This is a genomic window from Streptomyces sp. NBC_01428 (genome assembly GCF_036231965.1).
Classification (GTDB): domain Bacteria; phylum Actinomycetota; class Actinomycetes; order Streptomycetales; family Streptomycetaceae; genus Streptomyces.
Map to the genome: position 1 here is coordinate 4,694,553 of NZ_CP109499.1, position 19,318 is coordinate 4,713,870.

Annotated in this window: 17 protein-coding genes; 9 read left to right on the forward strand and 8 right to left on the reverse strand. The window is 68.3% G+C overall.

Going from position 1 to position 19,318, the window contains the following annotated elements; all coding sequences use genetic code 11:
- Positions 1-28 precede the first annotated feature (28 nt).
- Positions 29-1,159, reverse strand: coding sequence for a DNA polymerase III subunit beta (dnaN, locus tag OG406_RS20360; RefSeq protein WP_081218341.1), 1,131 nt, complete (start codon positions 1,157-1,159; stop codon positions 29-31).
- A 1,094-nt stretch (positions 1,160-2,253) separates the two neighbouring features.
- Complete coding sequence (gene dnaA, locus OG406_RS20365) at positions 2,254-4,329, reverse strand: chromosomal replication initiator protein DnaA (RefSeq protein ID WP_329187055.1); 2,076 nt, start codon at positions 4,327-4,329, stop codon at positions 2,254-2,256.
- A gap of 398 nt (positions 4,330-4,727) precedes the next feature.
- Here dnaA and rpmH point away from each other — a divergent pair, with 398 nt between their 5' ends.
- From rpmH to OG406_RS20410, 9 genes are all read left to right on the forward strand, one after another.
- Positions 4,728-4,865: a 50S ribosomal protein L34 gene (rpmH, locus tag OG406_RS20370; RefSeq protein WP_006381191.1), complete on the forward strand. Its 138-nt coding sequence runs from the start codon at positions 4,728-4,730 to the stop codon at positions 4,863-4,865.
- A 21-nt stretch (positions 4,866-4,886) separates the two neighbouring features.
- Positions 4,887-5,258, forward strand: coding sequence for a ribonuclease P protein component (gene rnpA / locus OG406_RS20375; RefSeq protein ID WP_081218338.1), 372 nt, complete (start codon positions 4,887-4,889; stop codon positions 5,256-5,258).
- Positions 5,255-5,608: a membrane protein insertion efficiency factor YidD gene (gene yidD / locus OG406_RS20380; protein WP_081218337.1), complete on the forward strand. Its 354-nt coding sequence runs from the start codon at positions 5,255-5,257 to the stop codon at positions 5,606-5,608. The genes rnpA and yidD overlap by 4 nt, the downstream gene beginning before the upstream one ends.
- A 3-nt stretch (positions 5,609-5,611) precedes the next feature.
- The gene (gene yidC / locus OG406_RS20385; protein ID WP_164372710.1) at positions 5,612-6,886 is read left to right on the forward strand and encodes a membrane protein insertase YidC; all 1,275 of its coding nucleotides are present in this window, start codon (positions 5,612-5,614) and stop codon (positions 6,884-6,886) included.
- Positions 6,887-6,901: 15 nt separating this feature from the next.
- Positions 6,902-7,411: a Jag family protein gene (locus OG406_RS20390; protein WP_081218335.1), complete on the forward strand. Its 510-nt coding sequence runs from the start codon at positions 6,902-6,904 to the stop codon at positions 7,409-7,411.
- 202 nt (positions 7,412-7,613) lie between these two features.
- Positions 7,614-8,330, forward strand: coding sequence for a 16S rRNA (guanine(527)-N(7))-methyltransferase RsmG (gene rsmG / locus OG406_RS20395; protein ID WP_327409391.1), 717 nt, complete (start codon positions 7,614-7,616; stop codon positions 8,328-8,330).
- A 362-nt stretch (positions 8,331-8,692) separates the two neighbouring features.
- A complete protein-coding gene (locus tag OG406_RS20400; protein WP_164372980.1) occupies positions 8,693-9,766 on the forward strand; it encodes a ParA family protein in 1,074 nt (357 codons plus the stop codon).
- The gene (locus tag OG406_RS20405) at positions 9,763-10,857 is read left to right on the forward strand and encodes a ParB/RepB/Spo0J family partition protein (protein WP_329187061.1); all 1,095 of its coding nucleotides are present in this window, start codon (positions 9,763-9,765) and stop codon (positions 10,855-10,857) included. Before OG406_RS20400 ends, OG406_RS20405 begins: the two co-directional genes overlap by 4 nt.
- Positions 10,858-11,184: 327 nt before the next feature.
- On the forward strand, positions 11,185-11,802 hold the full coding sequence (locus tag OG406_RS20410; protein ID WP_081218331.1) for a GNAT family N-acetyltransferase: 618 nt from the start codon (positions 11,185-11,187) through the stop codon (positions 11,800-11,802).
- A gap of 198 nt (positions 11,803-12,000) precedes the next feature.
- Here the strand turns inward: OG406_RS20410 and trxA are convergent, their stop codons facing one another.
- From trxA to murJ, 6 genes are all read right to left on the reverse strand, one after another.
- A complete protein-coding gene (trxA, locus tag OG406_RS20415) occupies positions 12,001-12,333 on the reverse strand; it encodes a thioredoxin (protein WP_081218330.1) in 333 nt (110 codons plus the stop codon).
- Between the two features lie 43 nt (positions 12,334-12,376).
- Positions 12,377-13,342, reverse strand: a complete 966-nt coding sequence (trxB, locus tag OG406_RS20420) for a thioredoxin-disulfide reductase (protein ID WP_081218329.1) — start codon at positions 13,340-13,342, stop codon at positions 12,377-12,379.
- A 237-nt stretch (positions 13,343-13,579) separates the two neighbouring features.
- On the reverse strand, positions 13,580-14,479 hold the full coding sequence (locus tag OG406_RS20425) for a hypothetical protein (RefSeq protein ID WP_329187065.1): 900 nt from the start codon (positions 14,477-14,479) through the stop codon (positions 13,580-13,582).
- Positions 14,476-15,207, reverse strand: coding sequence for an RNA polymerase sigma factor SigM (sigM, locus tag OG406_RS20430; protein ID WP_329187067.1), 732 nt, complete (start codon positions 15,205-15,207; stop codon positions 14,476-14,478). Before sigM ends, OG406_RS20425 begins: the two co-directional genes overlap by 4 nt.
- A 28-nt stretch (positions 15,208-15,235) precedes the next feature.
- Entirely contained in the window at positions 15,236-16,951 is a 1,716-nt protein-coding gene (locus tag OG406_RS20435) for a protein kinase family protein (RefSeq protein WP_266615100.1), read from the reverse strand.
- 118 nt (positions 16,952-17,069) lie between these two features.
- Positions 17,070-19,316 (reverse strand): murein biosynthesis integral membrane protein MurJ, encoded by a 2,247-nt coding sequence (gene murJ / locus OG406_RS20440; RefSeq protein WP_266615098.1) that lies wholly within the window; start codon positions 19,314-19,316, stop codon positions 17,070-17,072.
- Positions 19,317-19,318: the final 2 nt, after the last annotated feature.

Consider the following 19,318-nt stretch of genomic DNA (forward strand, 5'->3'; position numbering starts at 1 on the left):
GCCCCTCAAGGCCGGCGGGCTCCGGGCGTCAGCCGGAGAGGCGGACCGGCATGATCAGGTACTTGTAGGCCTCGTCGGCCTCGGCGTCCAGGGCGGGCTTGCCGCTCAGCAGCGCGGGCTTCGTGGACGTCGTGAACGACAGCTGGGCCACCGGCGAGTCGATGGCGCTCAGGCCGTCGAGCAGGAACGTCGGGTTGAAGGCGATCGAGACGTCGTCGCCCTCCAGCTGCGCGTCGACCCTTTCCACAGCCTGTGCGTCGTCGCTGGAACCGGCCTCGAGGATCAGCACGCCCTGCTCGAAGCTCAGCCGCACCGGAGTGTTCCGCTCGGCGACGAGGGCCACGCGCTTGACGGCCTCCACGAACGGGGCGGTCTCGATGACGGCGATCGAGTTGAACTCGGTCGGGAACAGCGAGCGGTACTTCGGGAGGTCGCCTTCGAGCAGACGGGTGGTCGTACGCCGGCCGGCGCCCTCGAAGCCGATGAGGCCCTCGCCCGCGCCGGAGCCGGAGAGCGCCAGGATGACGCTGTCGCCGCTCGTGAGGGCCTTGGCGGTGTCCAGGAGCGTCTTGGCGGGCACCAGGGCCACCGCGGACGCCTCGGGGTTCTCCGGCTTCCACAGGAACTCGCGGACCGCGAAGCGGTAGCGGTCGGTGGAGGCCAGGGTGACGGTGTCGCCCTCGATCTCGATCCGCACACCGGTGAGGACGGGCAGCGTGTCGTCGCGCCCGGCGGCGATGGCCACCTGAGCGGCGGCGGAGGCGAAGACCTCACCGGGGACGGTGCCGGTCGCCGACGGCATCTGCGGCAGCGCCGGGTACTCCTCCACGGGCAGGGTGTGGAGGGTGAAGCGAGAGGAGCCGCAGACCACGGTCGCCCGTACACCGTCTGTGGAAATCTCCACCGGCCGGTTGGGGAGCGCGCGGCAGATGTCGGCGAGGAGACGGCCGGACACGAGGACGGTGCCCTCTTCGTCGATCTCCGCGTCCACGGAGACCCGCGCCGAGACCTCGTAGTCGAAGCTGGAGAGGCTCAGGGCGCCCTCCTCGGCCCTCAGAAGGAGGCCGGCGAGCACAGGAGCCGGCGGACGGGCCGGGAGGCTGCGTGCCGCCCAGGCCACTGCCTCCGCGAGTACGTCGCGTTCCACCCGGATCTTCACCGTTGCCGCCTCCGTCTGTTGCCGGCGCTCTCGCCCTGCTGGCCTTCGTCGTCTGACTCGGTGTCGTTCGGTCCTGTGAGGGGAAGGACACCGGGGACCAGTCTGACGCACCGCGCTGACAGTCGGTGCCCCTCGGGGTCAAGTCGTACCGAGCGGCAGTCGAGCCGCCGGGAGCGAGTTGTGCACAGCCCCGTCTTCGAAACGTTTCTCAGGCTCTCTCTAGTTGGTCTTAGTAGTAGGGCCTGTGGAAACCGTGGATAACCCCGTTTTCGCAGCTCAGAGGCGGTTTTTTGTCCACCGGCCCTGTGGGCGGAGACGGTGGACAACCAGGCTTCTCTGTGGACGGCGAAAAGTTCTGCACACTCGATACACAGCCTGAGGCCACTTCTCCCCAGCGCCGTCCCCAGCTTTACCCCCGTTCCCCACAGCCCAATCAGGCACCTTGGTGTGACGCCTTTCACTCGACCCGGTGAGATCGCGCGTCGCGTTGCCGAACAGTGGACAGTGGTGTGGAGAAGCTGGAGATCGCTGGGGACAACGAGCTCCTGCCTGTGGGCTGCCCGTGGACAACTCGGTCCACACCCTGTGGATCTTTTCTTCGTCCACAGCCTGTGGAAAATCTTCGTCCACGAATCCACAGGCGGTTGACCTGGTCTGATGGTCTTTCAACAGACTGTCCTGTGGACACGATCTGGACAACTTCCCGGTCCCCAGGATGTGGACGCCAGAAAGTCGCCCAATCTGTGGAGGGTGGCCGTAACCCCGCCCGGATTCGAACAGCAGGTGTCGGGCCGGTAGCGGTGACAGCGCGGTCCGAGCCCTCGAAGAGGCCGTCAGAAGGCGTCGAAACGCGTTTCCGGGCGCTCGCAGGACGCGTCCAGGGCACTCCCGGAACGGCGCGCGTCGGCCGGGCAAGGGCTCCGTATCCCTCGTACGGGGGCGCCGGAGGTCCCGGGAGGGGTGCTGAGGAGGCCTGTCGTTTGGGTGACCGAGCCCGACGCCCGCGCCCGCGGAGCCTCCGGGAACGACGAAGGGCGCCCCGGGAAGGTGCGTTCCCGGGGCGCCCTCGACAGGCTGTGCTGCGGCCGGCTCTGTCAGCCGTTCTTGATGCGGTTCGTGAGCTCGGTGACCTGGTTGTAGATGGAGCGGCGCTCCGCCATCAGCGCACGGATCTTGCGGTCCGCGTGCATCACGGTCGTGTGGTCGCGGCCGCCGAACTGCGCCCCGATCTTCGGCAGCGACAGATCGGTCAGTTCACGGCACAGGTACATGGCGATCTGGCGCGCCGTCACCAGGACGCGGCTGCGCGAGGAACCGCACAGGTCGTCCACCGTGAGCCCGAAGTAGTCGGCGGTCGCCGCCATGATCGCGGTCGCCGTGATCTCCGGGGCCGAGTCCTCGCCGCCGGGGATCAGGTCCTTGAGGACGATCTCGGTCAGACCGAGGTCCACCGGCTGCCGGTTGAGCGACGCGAACGCCGTCACCCGGATCAGCGCCCCCTCCAGCTCGCGGATGTTGCGCGAGATCCGGGACGCGATGAACTCCAGGACCTCCGGCGGGGCGTTGAGCTGCTCCTGCACCGCCTTCTTGCGGAGGATGGCGATCCGGGTCTCCAGCTCGGGCGGCTGGACGTCCGTGATCAGACCCCACTCGAAGCGGTTCCGCAGGCGGTCCTCCAGCGTGACCAGCTGCTTGGGCGGCCGGTCGCTGGAGAGCACGATCTGCTTGTTCGCGTTGTGGAGCGTGTTGAAGGTGTGGAAGAACTCCTCCTGTGTCGACTCCTTGTCCGCGAGGAACTGGATGTCGTCGACGAGCAGGATGTCCATCTCCCGGTACCGCTTGCGGAAGCTGTCGCCCTTGCCGTCGCGGATGGAGTTGATGAACTCGTTGGTGAACTCCTCCGAGCTCACGTACCGCACCCGCGTGCCCGGGTAGAGGCTGCGCGCGTAGTGCCCGATCGCGTGCAGCAGGTGCGTCTTGCCGAGACCCGACTCCCCATAGATGAAGAGGGGGTTGTACGCCTTCGCCGGCGCCTCGGCGACGGCCACCGCGGCGGCGTGCGCGAAGCGGTTCGAGGCGCCGATGACGAACGTGTCGAAGAGGTACTTCGGGTTCAGTCGTGCGGTGGGCTCGCCCGGACCCGACGCCGGCGCCGGCTGCGCCGCCTTCGGTCCGGGAGCACCGCTCGAAGGCCCGCCCCTGCGCACCTGTCCGTTGCCGGAGGGGTCCTGGAGGTCGCGGCGGTCCGGGCGCTGGTCGTAGTCCGAGCGCGCCTGGTCGTAGTCCTGGCGCTGCTGCTCGTAGGGCGAGCGGTCCATCGACTGCGGCCGGTAGTCCTGCTGGGGCGAGGCGTACGGGTCGCGGTCCGGGAATCCGAGGCGCTGCTGCTGCCAGCCGTAGTCGTCCTGGGAGTGGCGCGGCCAGGCACCCGGCGTGGGGCGCTGGTAGTCCGGGTACGCGGGACGCGCGGTCGGCAACTGGTCGCCGGGAGCTCCGGGCAGCGGCTCGGAGCGGCCGCCGCGGTGGTCGTCGGCGCGGTGGCGGCCGTAGCCCTCGTATCCGTCGCGGCGCTGGGGCTCGTACGGGTTGCGCTCCTCGCGTCCCTGCGGCTCGTACGGGCTGCGGTCGTCGCGGTCCTGGCCGCCCTCGTAACCGCCGCGGTCGTCACGGCTCTGGCCGTCGTAGGCGCCGCGATCGTCGCGCTGTCCCTCGTAGGACTTCCGGTCGTCGCGAACGGGGCCGCCCTCGTAGGGGCCGCGTTCCTCCCGTGCCTGACCGTTGTCGTACGGGCCGCGCTCTTCGCGTCCCTGGCTCTCGTACGCGTCGCGGCCCTGTCCGGCGGAGTGCTCCGACTCCTCGTAGCGAGGCGCGGCAGGAGTGGGGGGCGGCTCGCCGGCCGAGTCGTCGACGGTGATCGCGATCCGGATCGGGCGGCCGCACTCACGGCTCAGCGTCTCGCTGACGATCGGCGCGAGGCGGCCTTCCAGGACGCCCTTCGCAAACTCGTTCGGGACTGCGAGCAGAGCGGTGTCCGCGACCAGCGCCAAGGGCTGGCAGCGCTTGATCCAGTGCTCGTCCTTGACCTCGACGCCCTGCCCGCGGCCCTCACCGAGGAGTTGTTCCAGTACTCGTGGCCACACTGCGGCAAGATCGGCAGGTACGTCAGCCACAGGGCACGCTCTCTCACGGGTCCCACGAACGTGTGGTTCTGGGAACGGGTTGGTAAATCAGGCGGGGCGGGGCGGAGGAACAAAACCGCTGGGGCGGTGAGAACGGAACGAATCGGAGTTCAGCCACGGTAGTCAGGGCGACCCGTGCGGTTCAAGTTGTTGTCCCCAGCCTGTGGATAGTGTCTCCTGCGAGGGACTGGTTTGACCGGATGGCGTAGCCGCGCGTACCGTAACCAGGTCGAGTTGTCGATGGCTGCTGCCGCCTGCCTCCGATGGGCACAGATCGCGAAGAGCGATCGGGAAGCGGTGCACTCGGGCGTAATACGAGTTTCCTCGTGGGCGCACGGTGACAGCCAGGACGGCACCCCGCCACCACCGATTCTTTCTGGAGCCCCCGAGTGAGCAAGCGCACCTTCCAGCCGAACAACCGTCGTCGCGCCAAGACCCACGGCTTCCGCCTGCGGATGCGCACCCGTGCCGGCCGCGCGATTCTCGCGAACCGCCGTGGCAAGGGTCGCGCCAGCCTGTCCGCCTGATTACTTACAGGTCATGATCTCGTGCTGCCTACCGAGCATCGGCTGAGGCGGCGCGAGGACTTCGCGACCGCGGTACGTCGAGGACGCCGGGCCGGACGCCCGCTCCTCGTCGTCCACCTTCGTAGCGGTGCACCGGACCCGCACGCGCCTGGGGAGAGCGCTCCCCCGACGCGTGCGGGTTTCGTCGTGAGCAAAGCCGTGGGCGGAGCGGTCGTACGCAACAAGGTGAAGCGCAGGCTTCGCCATCTGATGCGTGACCGAGTCGCCCTGCTGCCCCCCGGTAGCCTGGTAGTCGTACGAGCGCTGCCCGGTGCGGGTGACGCCGACCATGAACAGCTGGCCCGAGACCTGGACGCCGCCATCGAGCGGCTACTGGGAGGGGGCGCGCGATGAAGTACCCACTGCTTGCTCTGATCAAGATCTATCAGTGGACGATCAGCCCGTTGCTCGGGCCGGTCTGCAAGTACTACCCGTCGTGCTCCCACTACGGCTACACAGCCATCGACCGGCACGGTGCGATCAAGGGCACGGCACTGACCGCCTGGCGCATCCTCCGGTGCAATCCGTGGTCGCTGGGCGGTGTGGACCATGTTCCGCAACGCAAGCGTCCGCGGTGGCACGAATTGCTGCGTAACGCCTGGCGTGCACGCAAGGGCGGGAACTCCGCCGCCGAACCGGCCACCGGGGAGACCACTGCCCCGAGCCCGGCCGCCGAGACCCCGTCCCATGCTCAAGGAGCCTGATTAGTGGACACGATTGCCAGTCTTTTCAGCTTCATCACGACACCCGTTTCCTGGGTCATCGTCCAGTTCCACTCCGTGTACGGGCAGATCTTCGGCCCCGACACGGGCTGGGCCTGGGGCTTGTCCATCGTGTCCCTGGTGATTTTGATCCGTATCTGCCTGATCCCGCTCTTCGTGAAGCAGATCAAGGCCACTCGGGCCATGCAGACGCTGCAGCCCGAGATGAAGAAGATCCAGGAGCGCTACAAGAACGACAAGCAGCGCCAGTCCGAAGAGATGATGAAGCTGTACAAGGAGTCGGGTACCAACCCGCTCTCCTCGTGCCTTCCCATCCTGGCCCAGTCGCCGTTCTTCTTCGCCCTGTACCACGTGCTCAACGGCATCGCGACGGGCAAGACGATCGGCGTCATCGACGATCAGCTGCTCGCCAGCGCTCGTCAGGCCCACATCTTCGGTGCCCCGCTCGCCGCGAAGTTCACGGACAGCGCCGACAAGGTCGCTGCGCTCGGTGCCACGATCACGGATGTCCGAGTCGTCACCGCGATCATGATCGTGCTGATGTCGGGTTCGCAGTTCTACACCCAGCGTCAGCTGATGACGAAGAACGTCGACACCACGGTGAAGACGCCCTTCATGCAGCAGCAGAAGATGCTGATGTACGTCTTCCCGGTCATGTTCGCCGTCTTCGGCATCAACTTCCCGGTCGGTGTCCTCGTCTACTGGCTGACCACCAACGTGTGGACCATGGGCCAGCAGATGTACGTCATCCGCAACAACCCGACCCCGGGCTCGAAGGCTCAGGCCGCCTACCTGGAGCGCCTGCAGAAGCACGTCACCAGCCACGGCAAGACGCGCCGGCGCAGCGAGAAGGCCATCGTCAAGGCCATCGTCTCCAAGGGCCGCGACCGCAACGAGTTCGAGCGCAAGTTCATCAACAGCCTCACCAAGGCGGGTCTCGTGGCCCAGCCCGACGGGGTCGTGACGAAGGGCGACGCCGCGACGGTCATCGAGGCCGAGGACGGCACCACGACGACTGCTCCGGCCGCTCCCAAGCGTCAGCAGCCGAAGCGGCAGTCCAAGTCGCAGCGCCAGTCGGCCGTGACCGCAGGCGGGGCCAAGCCTGCGGACGAGTCCGAGCCGAAGACCTCGTTGAGCAAGTCCGACGAGCCACAGGACACCAAGCCCTCCGCGGCCAAGCCCGCCACCGGTACCCGCAGCAAGGCCCAGTCCGGACAGCGCAAGGGCCCACAGCGGCCCAAGTCCCCGTCCAAGAAGTAAGAAGGAGTCCATCCCGTGACGGAAGGCACCACCTCCGCCGCCGCTGAGGGCGACACCCTGACCCGCCTGGAGCAGGAAGGCGAGATCGCGGCGGACTACCTCGAAGGTCTGCTCGACATCGCCGACCTCGACGGCGACATCGACATGGACGTCGAGGCCGACCGCGCCGCTGTCTCGATCATCAGCGACTCGGGCGGCCGCGACCTGCAGAAGCTGGTCGGCCGCGACGGCGAGGTGCTGGAAGCACTCCAGGAGCTCACGCGCCTGGCCGTGCACCGGGAGACCGGGGACCGCAGCAGGCTGATGCTCGACATCGCCGGCTTCCGCGCCCAGAAGCGTGAGGAGCTCTCCGAGCTGGGGGCCAAGGCCGCCGCCGAGGTCAAGAGCTCCGGTGAGCCGGTCAAGATGGACCCGATGACCCCCTTCGAGCGCAAGGTCGTGCACGACGCGGTCAAGGCTGCGGGCCTGCGCAGCGAGTCCGAGGGCGAGGAGCCGCAGCGCTTCGTCGTCGTGCTCCCCGCCTGATCGGTACGTACGCTCCCTCGGCCCCGTCTGTTGCGCAGACGGGGCCGAACTTTGTCAGCCTGGTAGTCCCCTGCAGCTGTGGTCCCCGACACGGAACGCCGGCCGCGGTACCCGCACCTGCGGTCCTCGACAGCTGTTAGTCCCTGGTAGTCCTGGTGATCAGCGCCCAGAGCGCTCAAGCGGTACGGAAGGACGGTCCCCCGTGACGGAGGCAGCGGAGCTTCCCCCCGCGCCCGAGCAGGCGCGCGAGGTATTCGGCGATCGCTTCGCGGACGCGGTCCGGTACGCGGAACTGCTGGCCGAGGCGGGAGTGCAGCGCGGGCTGATCGGCCCTCGTGAGGTGCCCCGACTGTGGGAGCGGCACCTGCTGAACTGCGCGGTGCTCTCCGAGGTCGTGCCCGAGGGCGTGACCGTGTGCGATGTCGGCTCCGGTGCCGGACTCCCCGGTATCCCGCTGGCACTCGTCCGTGAGGACCTCAAGATCACGCTGCTCGAGCCGCTGCTGCGCCGGACCACCTTCCTCACGGAGGTCGTGGAGCTCCTCGGCCTCGGCCATGTGACCGTCGTGCGCGGCCGCGCCGAGGAGGTCATGGGCACACTTCAGCCGGTGCACGTGGTGACGGCCCGGGCGGTCGCCCCGCTCGACCGCCTCGCCGGCTGGGGCATCCCGCTGCTGCGCCCGTACGGCGAGATGCTCGCCCTCAAGGGGGACACCGCCGAGGAGGAGCTGAAGGCCGCCTCCACGGCGCTCAGCAAGCTCGGTGCGGTGGAGACCTCCGTTCTGCATGTGGGTGAGGGGGTCGTGGACCCGTTGTCCACCGTCGTACGCGTCGAGGTGGGTGAGAGCCCCGGTGGTGTGCGTTTCGCGGCCAAGCGGGCCAAGGCGGCCAGGACGGGCCGAACGCGTCGTCGCCGCTGACGCCTGGCGGTATGAACATCGCGGCTCCCGGTTCCCTGTCCAAGGGAGCTGGGAGTTTTGCTGTTCCGTGTGAGGAGTTCTTTGTCACTCCCGCGGCGCGGCCTTCAGGGTGGGCCGTACTCCACACAAGCAGCCAAACCTACGCATCTCGGAGTGTCGCGTCGCGATGACCCGAGTGGCTAGGCATCGTGTTTCACGTGAAACGTCGCTCACTGTTGCACGGCATCATCAGTCGTGGCCGCGCTGCGGCCGAACCTCGCGACCGAAAGCCTCTCGGTTCACTCGGAGAGGGTGCGGAGTTGTCCACAGAGGTGGATTTCTCCACAGAACAACGGGCCTCGCTGGTTCACGACCCCGATCGCATGGGAGGCTCTGTTCATTGCGAGCCTGAAGTCGAGGAGAGTGAATCCTTGCGGTCCGACGCCAACATCGCGGGACCGATGACCGATCCGGTCCCCGGTCCCCGTACCGAGTCGATGGGGGAGGATGTTTCACGTGAAACACCGCCCCCTATGGACGACACTCCCATCGGTCGTGCTGCCCAACTGGCTGTGGAGGCGCTAGGTCGCGCCGGTGAGGGCCTGCCACGGCCCGAGCAGACCCGAGTCATGGTGGTCGCCAACCAGAAGGGTGGGGTGGGTAAGACCACGACCACGGTAAACCTTGCCGCCTCCCTGGCCCTGCACGGTGGCCGTGTCCTGGTGATCGACCTCGACCCGCAGGGCAATGCCTCCACCGCGCTGGGCATCGACCACCACGCCGAGGTCCCGTCGATCTACGACGTGCTGATCGACAGCAAGCCGCTCTCCGAAGTCGTTCAGGCGGTCCCTGATGTCGAGGGTCTCTTCTGTGCTCCCGCGACGATCGATCTCGCCGGTGCGGAGATCGAGCTGGTGTCGCTGGTGGCCCGCGAGAGCCGACTCGAGCGAGCGATCCTGGCGTACGAGCAGCCGCTGGACTACATCCTCATCGACTGCCCGCCGTCGCTCGGTCTGCTGACAGTCAACGCGCTCGTCGCCGGCGCCGAGGTCCTCATCCCCATCCAGTGCGAGTACTACGCACTGGAAGGTCTGGGACAGCTTCTGCGCAACGTCGACCTGGTGCGCGGGCATCTCAACCCCAACCTCCACGTCTCGACGATTCTGCTCACCATGTACGACGGCCGGACGCGTCTGGCGTCCCAGGTCGCGGACGAGGTGCGCAGCCACTTCGGCGAAGAGGTGCTGCGGACGAGCATCCCGCGCTCGGTGCGCATCTCCGAGGCTCCGAGCTACGGGCAGACGGTCCTGACCTACGATCCGGGTTCGAGCGGTGCTCTCTCGTACCTGGAGGCGGCCCGAGAGATCGCTCTCCGCGGAGCCGGAGTGTCGTACGACGCACAACATGCCCACGCGGGCGCACAGAACGATCGGAACACGGCGGAGGGGATCCAGTGAGCGAGCGACGAAGGGGGCTGGGACGGGGTCTTGGTGCGTTGATCCCCGCGGCTCCTACAGGTGAGCGTGTAGGCGGTTCGGCGAGCGGGGCGTCCACGACGCCTGCTTCCGGTCCCGTCCTCACCGCGGAGCGTGGGGTGGCGGCGGCCAAGGTGACGACGCTGGCGCCTGTTTCACATGAAACCGAGGAGCCGTCTGCGAGCGGGGCGACGGATGAGCTGCAGGCGCCGGTCGGTGTTCACTTCGCCGAGCTGCCCCTGGACTTCATCACCCCCAACCCGCGTCAGCCGCGTGAGGTCTTCGACGAGGACGCCCTGTCCGAACTCGTCACCTCCATCAAGGAGGTCGGACTCCTCCAGCCTGTCGTCGTCCGGCAGGTCGGTCCGTCGCGCTTCGAGCTCATCATGGGTGAGCGGCGCTTCCGGGCCTGTCGCGAGGCGGGACTCGAGGCCATCCCCGCGATCGTCCGCGCCACGGACGACGAGAAGCTCCTCCTGGACGCACTGCTCGAGAACCTCCACCGTGCCCAGCTGAACCCGCTGGAAGAGGCAGCCGCCTACGACCAGTTGCTCAAGGACTTCAACTGCACGCACGACCAGCTGGCCGACCGGATCGGACGTTCGCGTCCGCAGGTCTCCAACACGCTGCGTCTCCTGAAGCTCTCGCCGTCCGTTCAGCGTCGCGTCGCCGCCGGGGTGCTCTCCGCCGGTCACGCACGCGCGCTGCTCTCTGTCGACGACTCGGAGGAGCAGGACCGCCTGGCGCACCGCATCGTGGCCGAGGGACTCTCGGTGCGAGCCGTGGAGGAGATCGTCACCCTCATGGGGTCGCGTCCGCAGTCGGCTCAGCGAACCAAGGGTCCGCGGGCCGGCGGTCGGGTCTCTCCTGCGCTGAGCGAGCTGGCGACGCGTCTGTCGGACCGCTTCGAGACGCGGGTGAAGGTCGACCTGGGGCAGAAGAAGGGCAAGATCACCGTCGAGTTTGCTTCGATGGAAGACCTTGAGCGCATCCTCGGCTCCTTCGCTCCCGGCGAGGGCCCAGTCCTTCAGAAGAGCCTTCTGGACGACGGCTCCGACGACGCGGAAGCCTGAGCCGGCTGCCGGCGGATCGATCTCCTGTCGGTCCACCAGCGTGGAGCGGGCCGTGACCGGTGTGTACCGGACACGGCCCGCTCTTTGCTTTCTGGCGGTATCGAGGGAATCGCAACGTGGATACGATGCGATGGGTATGGCGCATTCACCTGGCAGCACCTTCATAGGGGAGGCGGGGGCCATGCACACCGTGAGCCGTACAGGACTGCTCACCGCAGGGCTGGGCCTGGGGGCCGTCGGAGGGTTCGTCGGCAGCCTGCTCAAGGAGCGGAGCCATCTGACATCCGCCCGTGACGCCGCGGGGGAAGGAAGCGAGGAACATCCTTCATGGGGCGTCGGCTCGTACCGCTCACGCTGGACAACCTTCCGGACCTTCCCCAGCGCTGTCGGTCGTGTGTCTTCTGGGAGCTGGATCCCGTCAGCGGTGAGGCCGCGGTAAAGGCGGGCACTGCGGCGTCGGAGAAGGAGGCATGGATCTCCGCGGTCCTGTTGGACTGGGGATCCTGTGGCCGGGTGGTCTACGTGGACGACATCCCGGTGGGCTTCATCCTGTACGCGCCGCCGGCCTATGTCCCGCGTTCGACAGCGTTCTCCACGAGCCCTGTGTCGCCTGACGCGGTGCAGCTGATCACCTCGTTCATCCTGCCCGGGTATCAGGGGCAGGGACTCGGCAGAGTGATGGTCCAGACGGTGGCCAAAGACCTGCTCCAGCGAGGCTTCAAAGCGATCGAGGCTTTCGGGGACGCCCGGTGGAAGGAGCCCGCCTGTGTGCTCCCCGCCGACCATCTCCTCGCGGTGGGCTTCAAGACGGTGCGGCCGCATCCCGCCTACCCCCGCCTGAGGCTGGAGCTGCGGACGACGCTCTCCTGGAAGGAAGACGTGGAGATGGCACTGGACCGCCTTCTCGGAGCCGTACAGAAGGAACCGGCGCTTCGCCCCCTGTGATCTCCGGTGGCCGCTCCTGTCCACCGTTGCCGGCTCACGGACAGCACTGGAGGCCGCGAGTCGGCGTGGAGTGAGACAGACGAAACGTGAAGTGAGACAGACGAAACGTGAAGTGAGACAGACGAAAGGGCCGACCCCTTCGGGTCGGCCCTTTCGTGTTTCACGTGAAACATGCGCCGCGTGTGCGCCCGTCTTCGACTACTCGGCGATGAAGTCCTCGAGGTCCCGCACGATCGCGGCCTTCGGCTTGGCGCCGACGATGGTCTTGGCGACCTCGCCACCCTGGTAGACGTTCAGGGTCGGGATCGACATGACGCCGTACTTGGCGGCCGTGCCCGGGTTCTCGTCGATGTTGAGCTTGACGATCTCGATCTTGTCGCCGTACTCGGCGGCGATGGCCTCCAGCGACGGGGCGATCTGGCGGCAGGGCCCGCACCAGGCGGCCCAGAAGTCCACCAGAACGGGCTTGTCGTTCTTGAGGACGTCCTGCTCGAAGGAGTCGTCGGTCACGTTCTTCAGGGTGCCGGCCACGGCGGGCTCCTTAATTCGTTGTTGCGGTGGGGCGGACGGGGGATCAGACGGTGGCGGCCGCGGTGGCCGCCTCGCTGTCCGCGAGGGCAGCGAGGTAGCGCTCGGCGTCGAGAGCGGCGGAGCAGCCGGTGCCGGCCGCAGTGATCGCCTGGCGGTACGTGTGGTCGACGACGTCACCGGCGCCGAAGACTCCGGTCAGGTTCGTCCGGGTCGAGGGGGCGGCAACCTTCAGGTAGCCCTCCCCATCGAGGTCGAGCTGACCCTTGAAGAGCTCGGTGCGCGGGTCGTGCCCGATCGCGATGAACAGACCGGTCACCGGCAGCTCGGAGGTCTCACCGGTCTTGAGGTTGCGCAGCGTCAGGCCGGCGAGCTTCGGGTCACCCTTGATCTCGGCCACCTCGCTGTCCCACACGAACTTGATCTTCGGGTCGGCGAAGGCGCGCTCCTGCATCGCCTTGGAAGCACGAAGGCTGTCCCGGCGGTGCACGATGGTCACGGACTTCGCGAAGCGCGAGAGGAAGGTCGCCTCCTCCATCGCGGTGTCACCGCCGCCGATCACGGCGATGTCCTGGTCCTTGAAGAAGAAGCCGTCACAGGTCGCACACCAGGAGACGCCGCGTCCGGAGAGCGTGTCCTCGTTCGGGAGGCCGAGCTTGCGGTGCTGCGAGCCGGTGGTGACGATGACGGCCTTGGCGCGGTGCACCGTACCGGCGGTGTCCGTGACGGTCTTGATCTCACCCGTCAGGTCGACGGCGACCACGTCGTCCGGCACCAGTTCGGCGCCGAAGCGCTCGGCCTGGGCACGCATGTTGTCCATCAGGTCCGGGCCCATGACGCCGTCCTGGAAGCCGGGGAAGTTCTCGACCTCGGTGGTGTTCATGAGTGCGCCGCCCGCGGTGACGGCGCCCTCGAAGACCAGCGGCTTCAGCGACGCGCGCGCGGTGTAGAGCGCCGCCGTGTAGCCGGCGGGCCCGGACCCGATGATGATCACGTTACGGACGTCGCTCACGGCTTCATTCCTCGTCTCTGGAGACTGCTGCGTTCCGGTGGGAGCCTCACTCAGTACTCTCACCCCACCCAACGGATCCTAAGGGGCTTCAATTCCCGCTGTGTCCGGGCACACGGGGACGAGCTCCCGCACAGAGATCCCAGGCACCCTCCGGGCAGCAGCACACGGGATTCCAAGGGTGCCTTGAAGGGGGTCGAGGGATGTCTCCGCGCTGCCAGGACGGCTTGGTCGACGGGCTCAAGGCCGGGCGTACGACCGCGTCAGCAGCAGCTTGCCCGGCTTCGCGGAGGCCTGCTTCGCGCAGGCGGCGTCGACGATGCGGGCCGTGACCTTCGTGTTGTCGGAAGGGTCGGTCAGCACCAGAAGGAACACGTCCTTCCCCTGGTACGTGCCGGCTTCCGCGCCGAGGAGGGTTCCACTCGTTCCGGCACCCTCCTCGACGCAGTCCGGAACGGGAAGCGTGGGCGTCATGAAAGTGCCGACGCCGCCGTCCTCCGACTGCGCACCCCACGGCTTGGCGCTGCCGGAGGGAGCGGGCGACTTCTTGTTCTTCGCCAGAAGGTCGGAGACGTCGCTCCTCAGTGAGCCCTCGGAGAGGGTGTCCCGTGCGCCCGCCTCCTGCCGACCGGCGCTGGGGGTGCCCTTGCCGGAGCCGTCGTCACTCAGCGTCTGCACGAGGATGACGCTCACTCCCAGCGCGGCGGCGGCGAAGGCGGTGCTGAGGAGCGCGACGGTTCCGCGTCGTCCGCGGCGCGCTCGATGAGGGCGGCGGCCCGGCCCGGTACCGGCGCGCGGGTGGCCGGAGGGGCGATCCGCTGTCGATGTTTCACGTGAAACATGGGCTCCCGGAGCGTCCGTACCGGATGTCTCATCGGGTGCCGTCGCGCTCAGCAGGGCTTCCGCGGCCAAGGCGGCATCGATCCGGCCGGCCACGTCGTCCGGCATACGCGGAGGACCGGGCAGCGTGCCGAGCAGGCCGCGAATCTCCTCCAGGGAGTCGTACACGTCGGCGCACAGGACACAGTCCTGGAGATGCCGTCGCACGTCCTCCGACCGGGACGAGGGAAGCAGACCTTCGGTGAGGTCGGAGATCTCCGCGACGTCCGGGTGTCCGGCCTTGCCCGTCGTGGATGTCACGCTCGCCCACCTCCGCCCTTCACAGCAGCTGAATCGCTCGGTCCCGCATCACTGGGGCCCCCGTCGTGGGGACCCGCTGCCGGTGGGACGGATGTCCCCTGCGTCCGGTTCCTTCCCTCGCCCGGCTTCTTGGTCCCCTCCTCGTCCGCGCTCGTCGTCCGGAGATGTGTGAGGAGGGGGAGGAGTCTGGCTCTGCCTCGTGCACAGCGGCTCTTCACGGTGCCGGTCGGCACATCGAGCACGCGAGCCGCCTCCGCCACCGGATAGCCCTGCATGTCCACCAGGACGAGGGCGGCGCGCTGGTCGGGGGGAAGCGTGCTGAGCGCGGCTATGAGTTCGCGGTGCAGGTCGTTGCGCTCGGCCGGAGCGGAAGCCGACTCGTGCGGCTCGAGGAGCTGTTCCAGACGCTGGGTGTCGTCGACGGGGGAGGTCCGCCGTGACGCGGTCTTGCGGGCCCGGTCCAGACACGCGTTCACCGTGATGCGGTGCAGCCAGGTCGTGACGGCCGACTGACCCCGGAAGGTGTGGGCGGCCCGGTAGGCGGAGACGAGGGCGTCCTGAACGGCGTCAGCGGCCTCCTCGCGGTCTCCCAGCGTCCGCAGGGCCACTGCCCAGAGGCGGTCGCGATGGCGCCTTACAAGCTCGCCGAAGGCGTCGGGATCGCCGTCCACGTGACGGGCGAGGAGATCCTGATCGCTTGCTTCACCGAACACGACTTCATCGGCCATCGGACCCCCTCCCCCTCGTCGACGAACGTCAGCCGGTGAACTTCACGTCCGTGACGGCCTGCTTGTAGCCGGCGCTGCTGTAGCCGTCGCTGGGAGCATTCGGCACGTCGGTGATCCACAGGAGGACGTACTGGGTCTTGACCGACTTGGACGCCTTCACCTTCATGGTGGTGCCGGTCGTGGTGGCCGTTCCGATCTCCTTCATCCCGTCGACGGACGTCGAGGGCGTCAGGGAATCGGCTGCGTAGAGATGGACGGTCGTGTGGTCACCCGCGTACCGAAGCCCTATCGAGGCGGCCGACACCGTCTGCGCCGAACCCAGGTCATAGACGATGCCCACGCCGGGCTTGTACGGCGCGAGCTTGGGACCGGCGTTGTACTTCTTGGTGCGCCAGTACGTGGTGCTGTCGCCGTCGAAGGTCTTGCCCACGTCTCCAGCGGCCTGCGCGGAGCCCTCGGCAACGTACTCCTGCGCGTTCTGGATCTTGATCGGCCTGACCGGCCTGGTCTGGTCGCCGTTCTTGTCGTTGCCGTCGGTCGTGTGCGTCTGTTTGGTGTCGTCGGACTTGTTGCCCCGGTCCATGAGCGCGTCGGCGAGCTGCCAACTGCCCAGTCCCAGCGCGGCGATGAGCAGCGCGGACACGGCCCACTTGAGAGCCTTGCCGGTACGGCTCTGCAGCGGTGGGGGCGGGGCCGCCACCGGCTGGGGGGCGCCGGGGGGACCCTGGCGGCCGTAGGTGCCCTGCTGGTACGACGTGCGCTGGTATTCGGGCGGGGCGGTGAACGCGGGCTCCGGCGGGCGGATGCGGGGCATCTCGCTGATCGCCTTCACGAGCTCCTCCGGCGTCGTGCACGGCGACTCGTGCCGGGAGGCGGTCGCCCCGTCATTGGCGAGCGCGCGCATGGCGAGCTCCGACAGGCCGCGGTGGACTCCGGCGCGCACCTGGTCGGGTGCGATCAGGCCGACGCCCTTGGGCAGCCCCGAGAGGCCGTAGGCATCGCTCTCGTACGGCCAGCGCTGGGTGAGCGAGGCGTACAGGAGTGCGCCGATCGCCTCGGTGTCGCTGCGCTGGGGGGTGTCGGAACTGATGCCCCGCAGGGCGGCGTTCACGGCGAGCCCGCGGATGCGCCACTGACCGGACGACGTGCGGAGCACGGCACCCGGCGTGAGCCGCAGATGCGCGAGCCCCTCACGGTGCGCGGCGGCCATCGCCTGGGAGACCTGACTGACCATCTGGTAGGCCTCGTGCACCTCGAGAGGGCCCGCGGCGAGGAGAGCGGTCAGCTCCGTGGCGTCCGGCAGCCATTCGTGGACCACGTAGACAAGGTCGTTCTCCTCGACCGCGTCCAGGACCTGGACGAAGCGGGGATCACCCAGCAGGGCCGATGAACGGGCCGCCGCGAGTACCGAACGGGCCCGCGGATGGTCGGCGGGCAGCAGATGGACACCGACGGCACGGCGGAGTTTCTCGTCCACCGCACGCCAACTGCTGAAGCCGTCCAGACGGGTGACGCACTCTTCGAGGCGATAGCGCCTCGCGAGTTTGTGACCACTGTGCAGTTCGGGCGGTGAGGCCTTCCCGGGACTCTCGGTCCCGCCGCTCCCCTGTGCCTCTTCGCTTTCCGTTTCCCGCTCCCGGTCCTGGGCCACCCCGTCGGACGTGGACTGGTCCGCCTTCGCGGTCAGCGGTTCGTCACCGCTGTTGTCTGCCACGTCGACGGCAGACGTGCTCCGTTCCGCCACCGTCGTCCCTGCCTCCCCATCCGTTGCGCACTGTCCGACGCAGAAACCAATTGTGCCCACAGTCCGGCGCTATGCACGACACGCGGCGACGGACGATGGTTGTGCGCGTACCCCCGCCTCAGCGCCCCAGGCGCCCGCGGACCATTCCGACCATTGAATTGAGCTCTTCGATACGCATCTTGCGCGCCGCGATGTAGAACACGCCCAGCAGGGCGATCGTTCCGGTGACGAGCGCCGCGATCGAGCCGATCGCTCCGTGTCCGAGAACCCGGGTGACCGCGAAGCCGACGGCGCCGCCCACCACGGCGCCCGGGATGGACGCGAGGCAGAGACGCGCGTACGTACGCAGCACGCGCGCGCCGTCCAGGTCGCCGCCGAGCCGCCTGCGCAGGCGCTGCCAGGCCACTCCGACACCCACGGCGTACGCCAGGCCGTAGGCGCCGGCCATGCCGACGACGGCCCACTGTGCGGGCAGCACCACGTAACAGACAGCGGACGCGGCGGCGTTGACGCCGGCCACGATGACCGTGTTGTAGAAGGGGGTGCGCGTGTCCTCGTAGGCGTAGAAACCGCGGAGGATCACGTACTGCACCGAGAACGGGATCAGGCCGAGCGCGAAGGCCATGAGTACGTAGCCCTGGGATTCGGCGGCCTGGAGGCCGCTGGACCCGAAGAGCAGTGTGCACATGGGGATGCCCAGGGCGATGAACATGAAGGACACCGGGACGATCGCCACCGCCGAGGTCCGCAGACCCTGCGAGATGTCGTCGCGGACGGCACCCGGGTCACCGTCGTGGGCCGCTCGCGAGATGCGCGGAAGCATGGCCGCCATGACCGACACCGTGATGATCGCCTGAGGCATGCCCCAGATCAGCTGGGCGTTGGAGTAGGCCAGGATGCCTGTTCCGCCCTTGCCGGAAGCCTTCTGTGCCGCGGTCGCGAGCTGGGTGACGACGATGACGCCCGCTTGGTTGGCGAGGACGAAGAGCACGGTCCACTTGGCCAGATGGATGGCCTTCCCGAGGCCGTGACCACGCCAGTCGAAGCGCGGACGGAATCGGAAGCCTGCCTCGCGCAGGTAGGGAACCATCGCCCCGGCCTGCACGACGAGGCCGAGCAGGGTGCCGATGCCCAGGAGGCGGACGCCGTCCGGCGGGATGTTGCTCACCGTCATGCCGGAGTGCCGCGCGGTCCCGTAGACCCAGAGGAACGTCCCGAAGGTGAAGATCATGACGATGTTGTTCAGGACCGGAGTCCACATCATCGCGCCGAACTTCCCGCGGGCGTTGAGGATCTGGCCCATGACCACGTGGACGCCCATGAAGAAGATCGTGGGCAGGCAGTAACGGGCGAAGGTGACCGCCACGTTGTTGGCCGCCGCGTTGCTCGCGATGGGGTCCGACATCAGTTGGATCAGCACCGGCGCGATGAACACCGCGGCGGTGACGATGACGCCGAGGGCGACCATGACGAGCGTCAGCAGGCGGTTGGCGTAGGCCTCGCCCCCGTCGTCGTCCTCCTTCATGGACCGCACCAGTTGCGGCACGAACACGGAGTTGAGTCCGCCGCCGACCGTCAGGATGTAGATCATCGTCGGCAGTGTGTACGCCACCGTCCAGGCGTCACCGAGCGTCGCCGCGCCGAGAGCCGCCGTGATGATCATGGTGCGGACGAAGCCGGTGAGGCGGGACACCAGGGTGCCCGCCGCCATCACCGCGCTCGACTTCAGCAAGCCCGAGGCCCGGCCACCCGACTTCGCGGCCGGAGCCGGCGGCGGGGCCATGGGAGGCTCGGCGACGGACGGAGCCGCTTCGGGTGCCGGCGCCGGGACGGGGGCCGCGGCGTAGGCGTTACGGACGCCACCTTGCTGCTGGTCGCGGAAGAGGTGCGCGAAGGCGTCGGGCTCATGCTGCTCCTCGCCGGCCTGGGTGACCAGGTCGTCCACCCCCACGTACTGGGTGGTCCGGGCGTCGTCGCCGTACGGCAGGTGCCGGGTCGGTCCCGAGGGCTCGGGAGGGGGCGTCTGGGCCCACACCCGCGGGTCGGGGGCGTACTGCGGCGTGGGCGGCTGGGCGTAGAGCGGCTGCTGCGGGTAGTACGAGCCAGGAGGCGGCGGAGGGTGCGCGGCGCGGTCGTAGAGCGCCTCGGCCACCGGGTCCTGGGCCGAGAGGTCCTGCCCCCGGTAGGGATCCTGGTCGTAGGCGTCCTGGAGATACATGTCCGCGGGATGTCCCGGCGGCATCTGGCCGGGCTCCGGCGTGCCCTCGGGGTAGCCGGAGCGGCCCGCGTCCTGGTCCGGGTACTCCTCGGGATAACCCGAGGGTCCCGCCCCCTGACCGCGGTCACCGTCGTACGGCGCGTTCATGG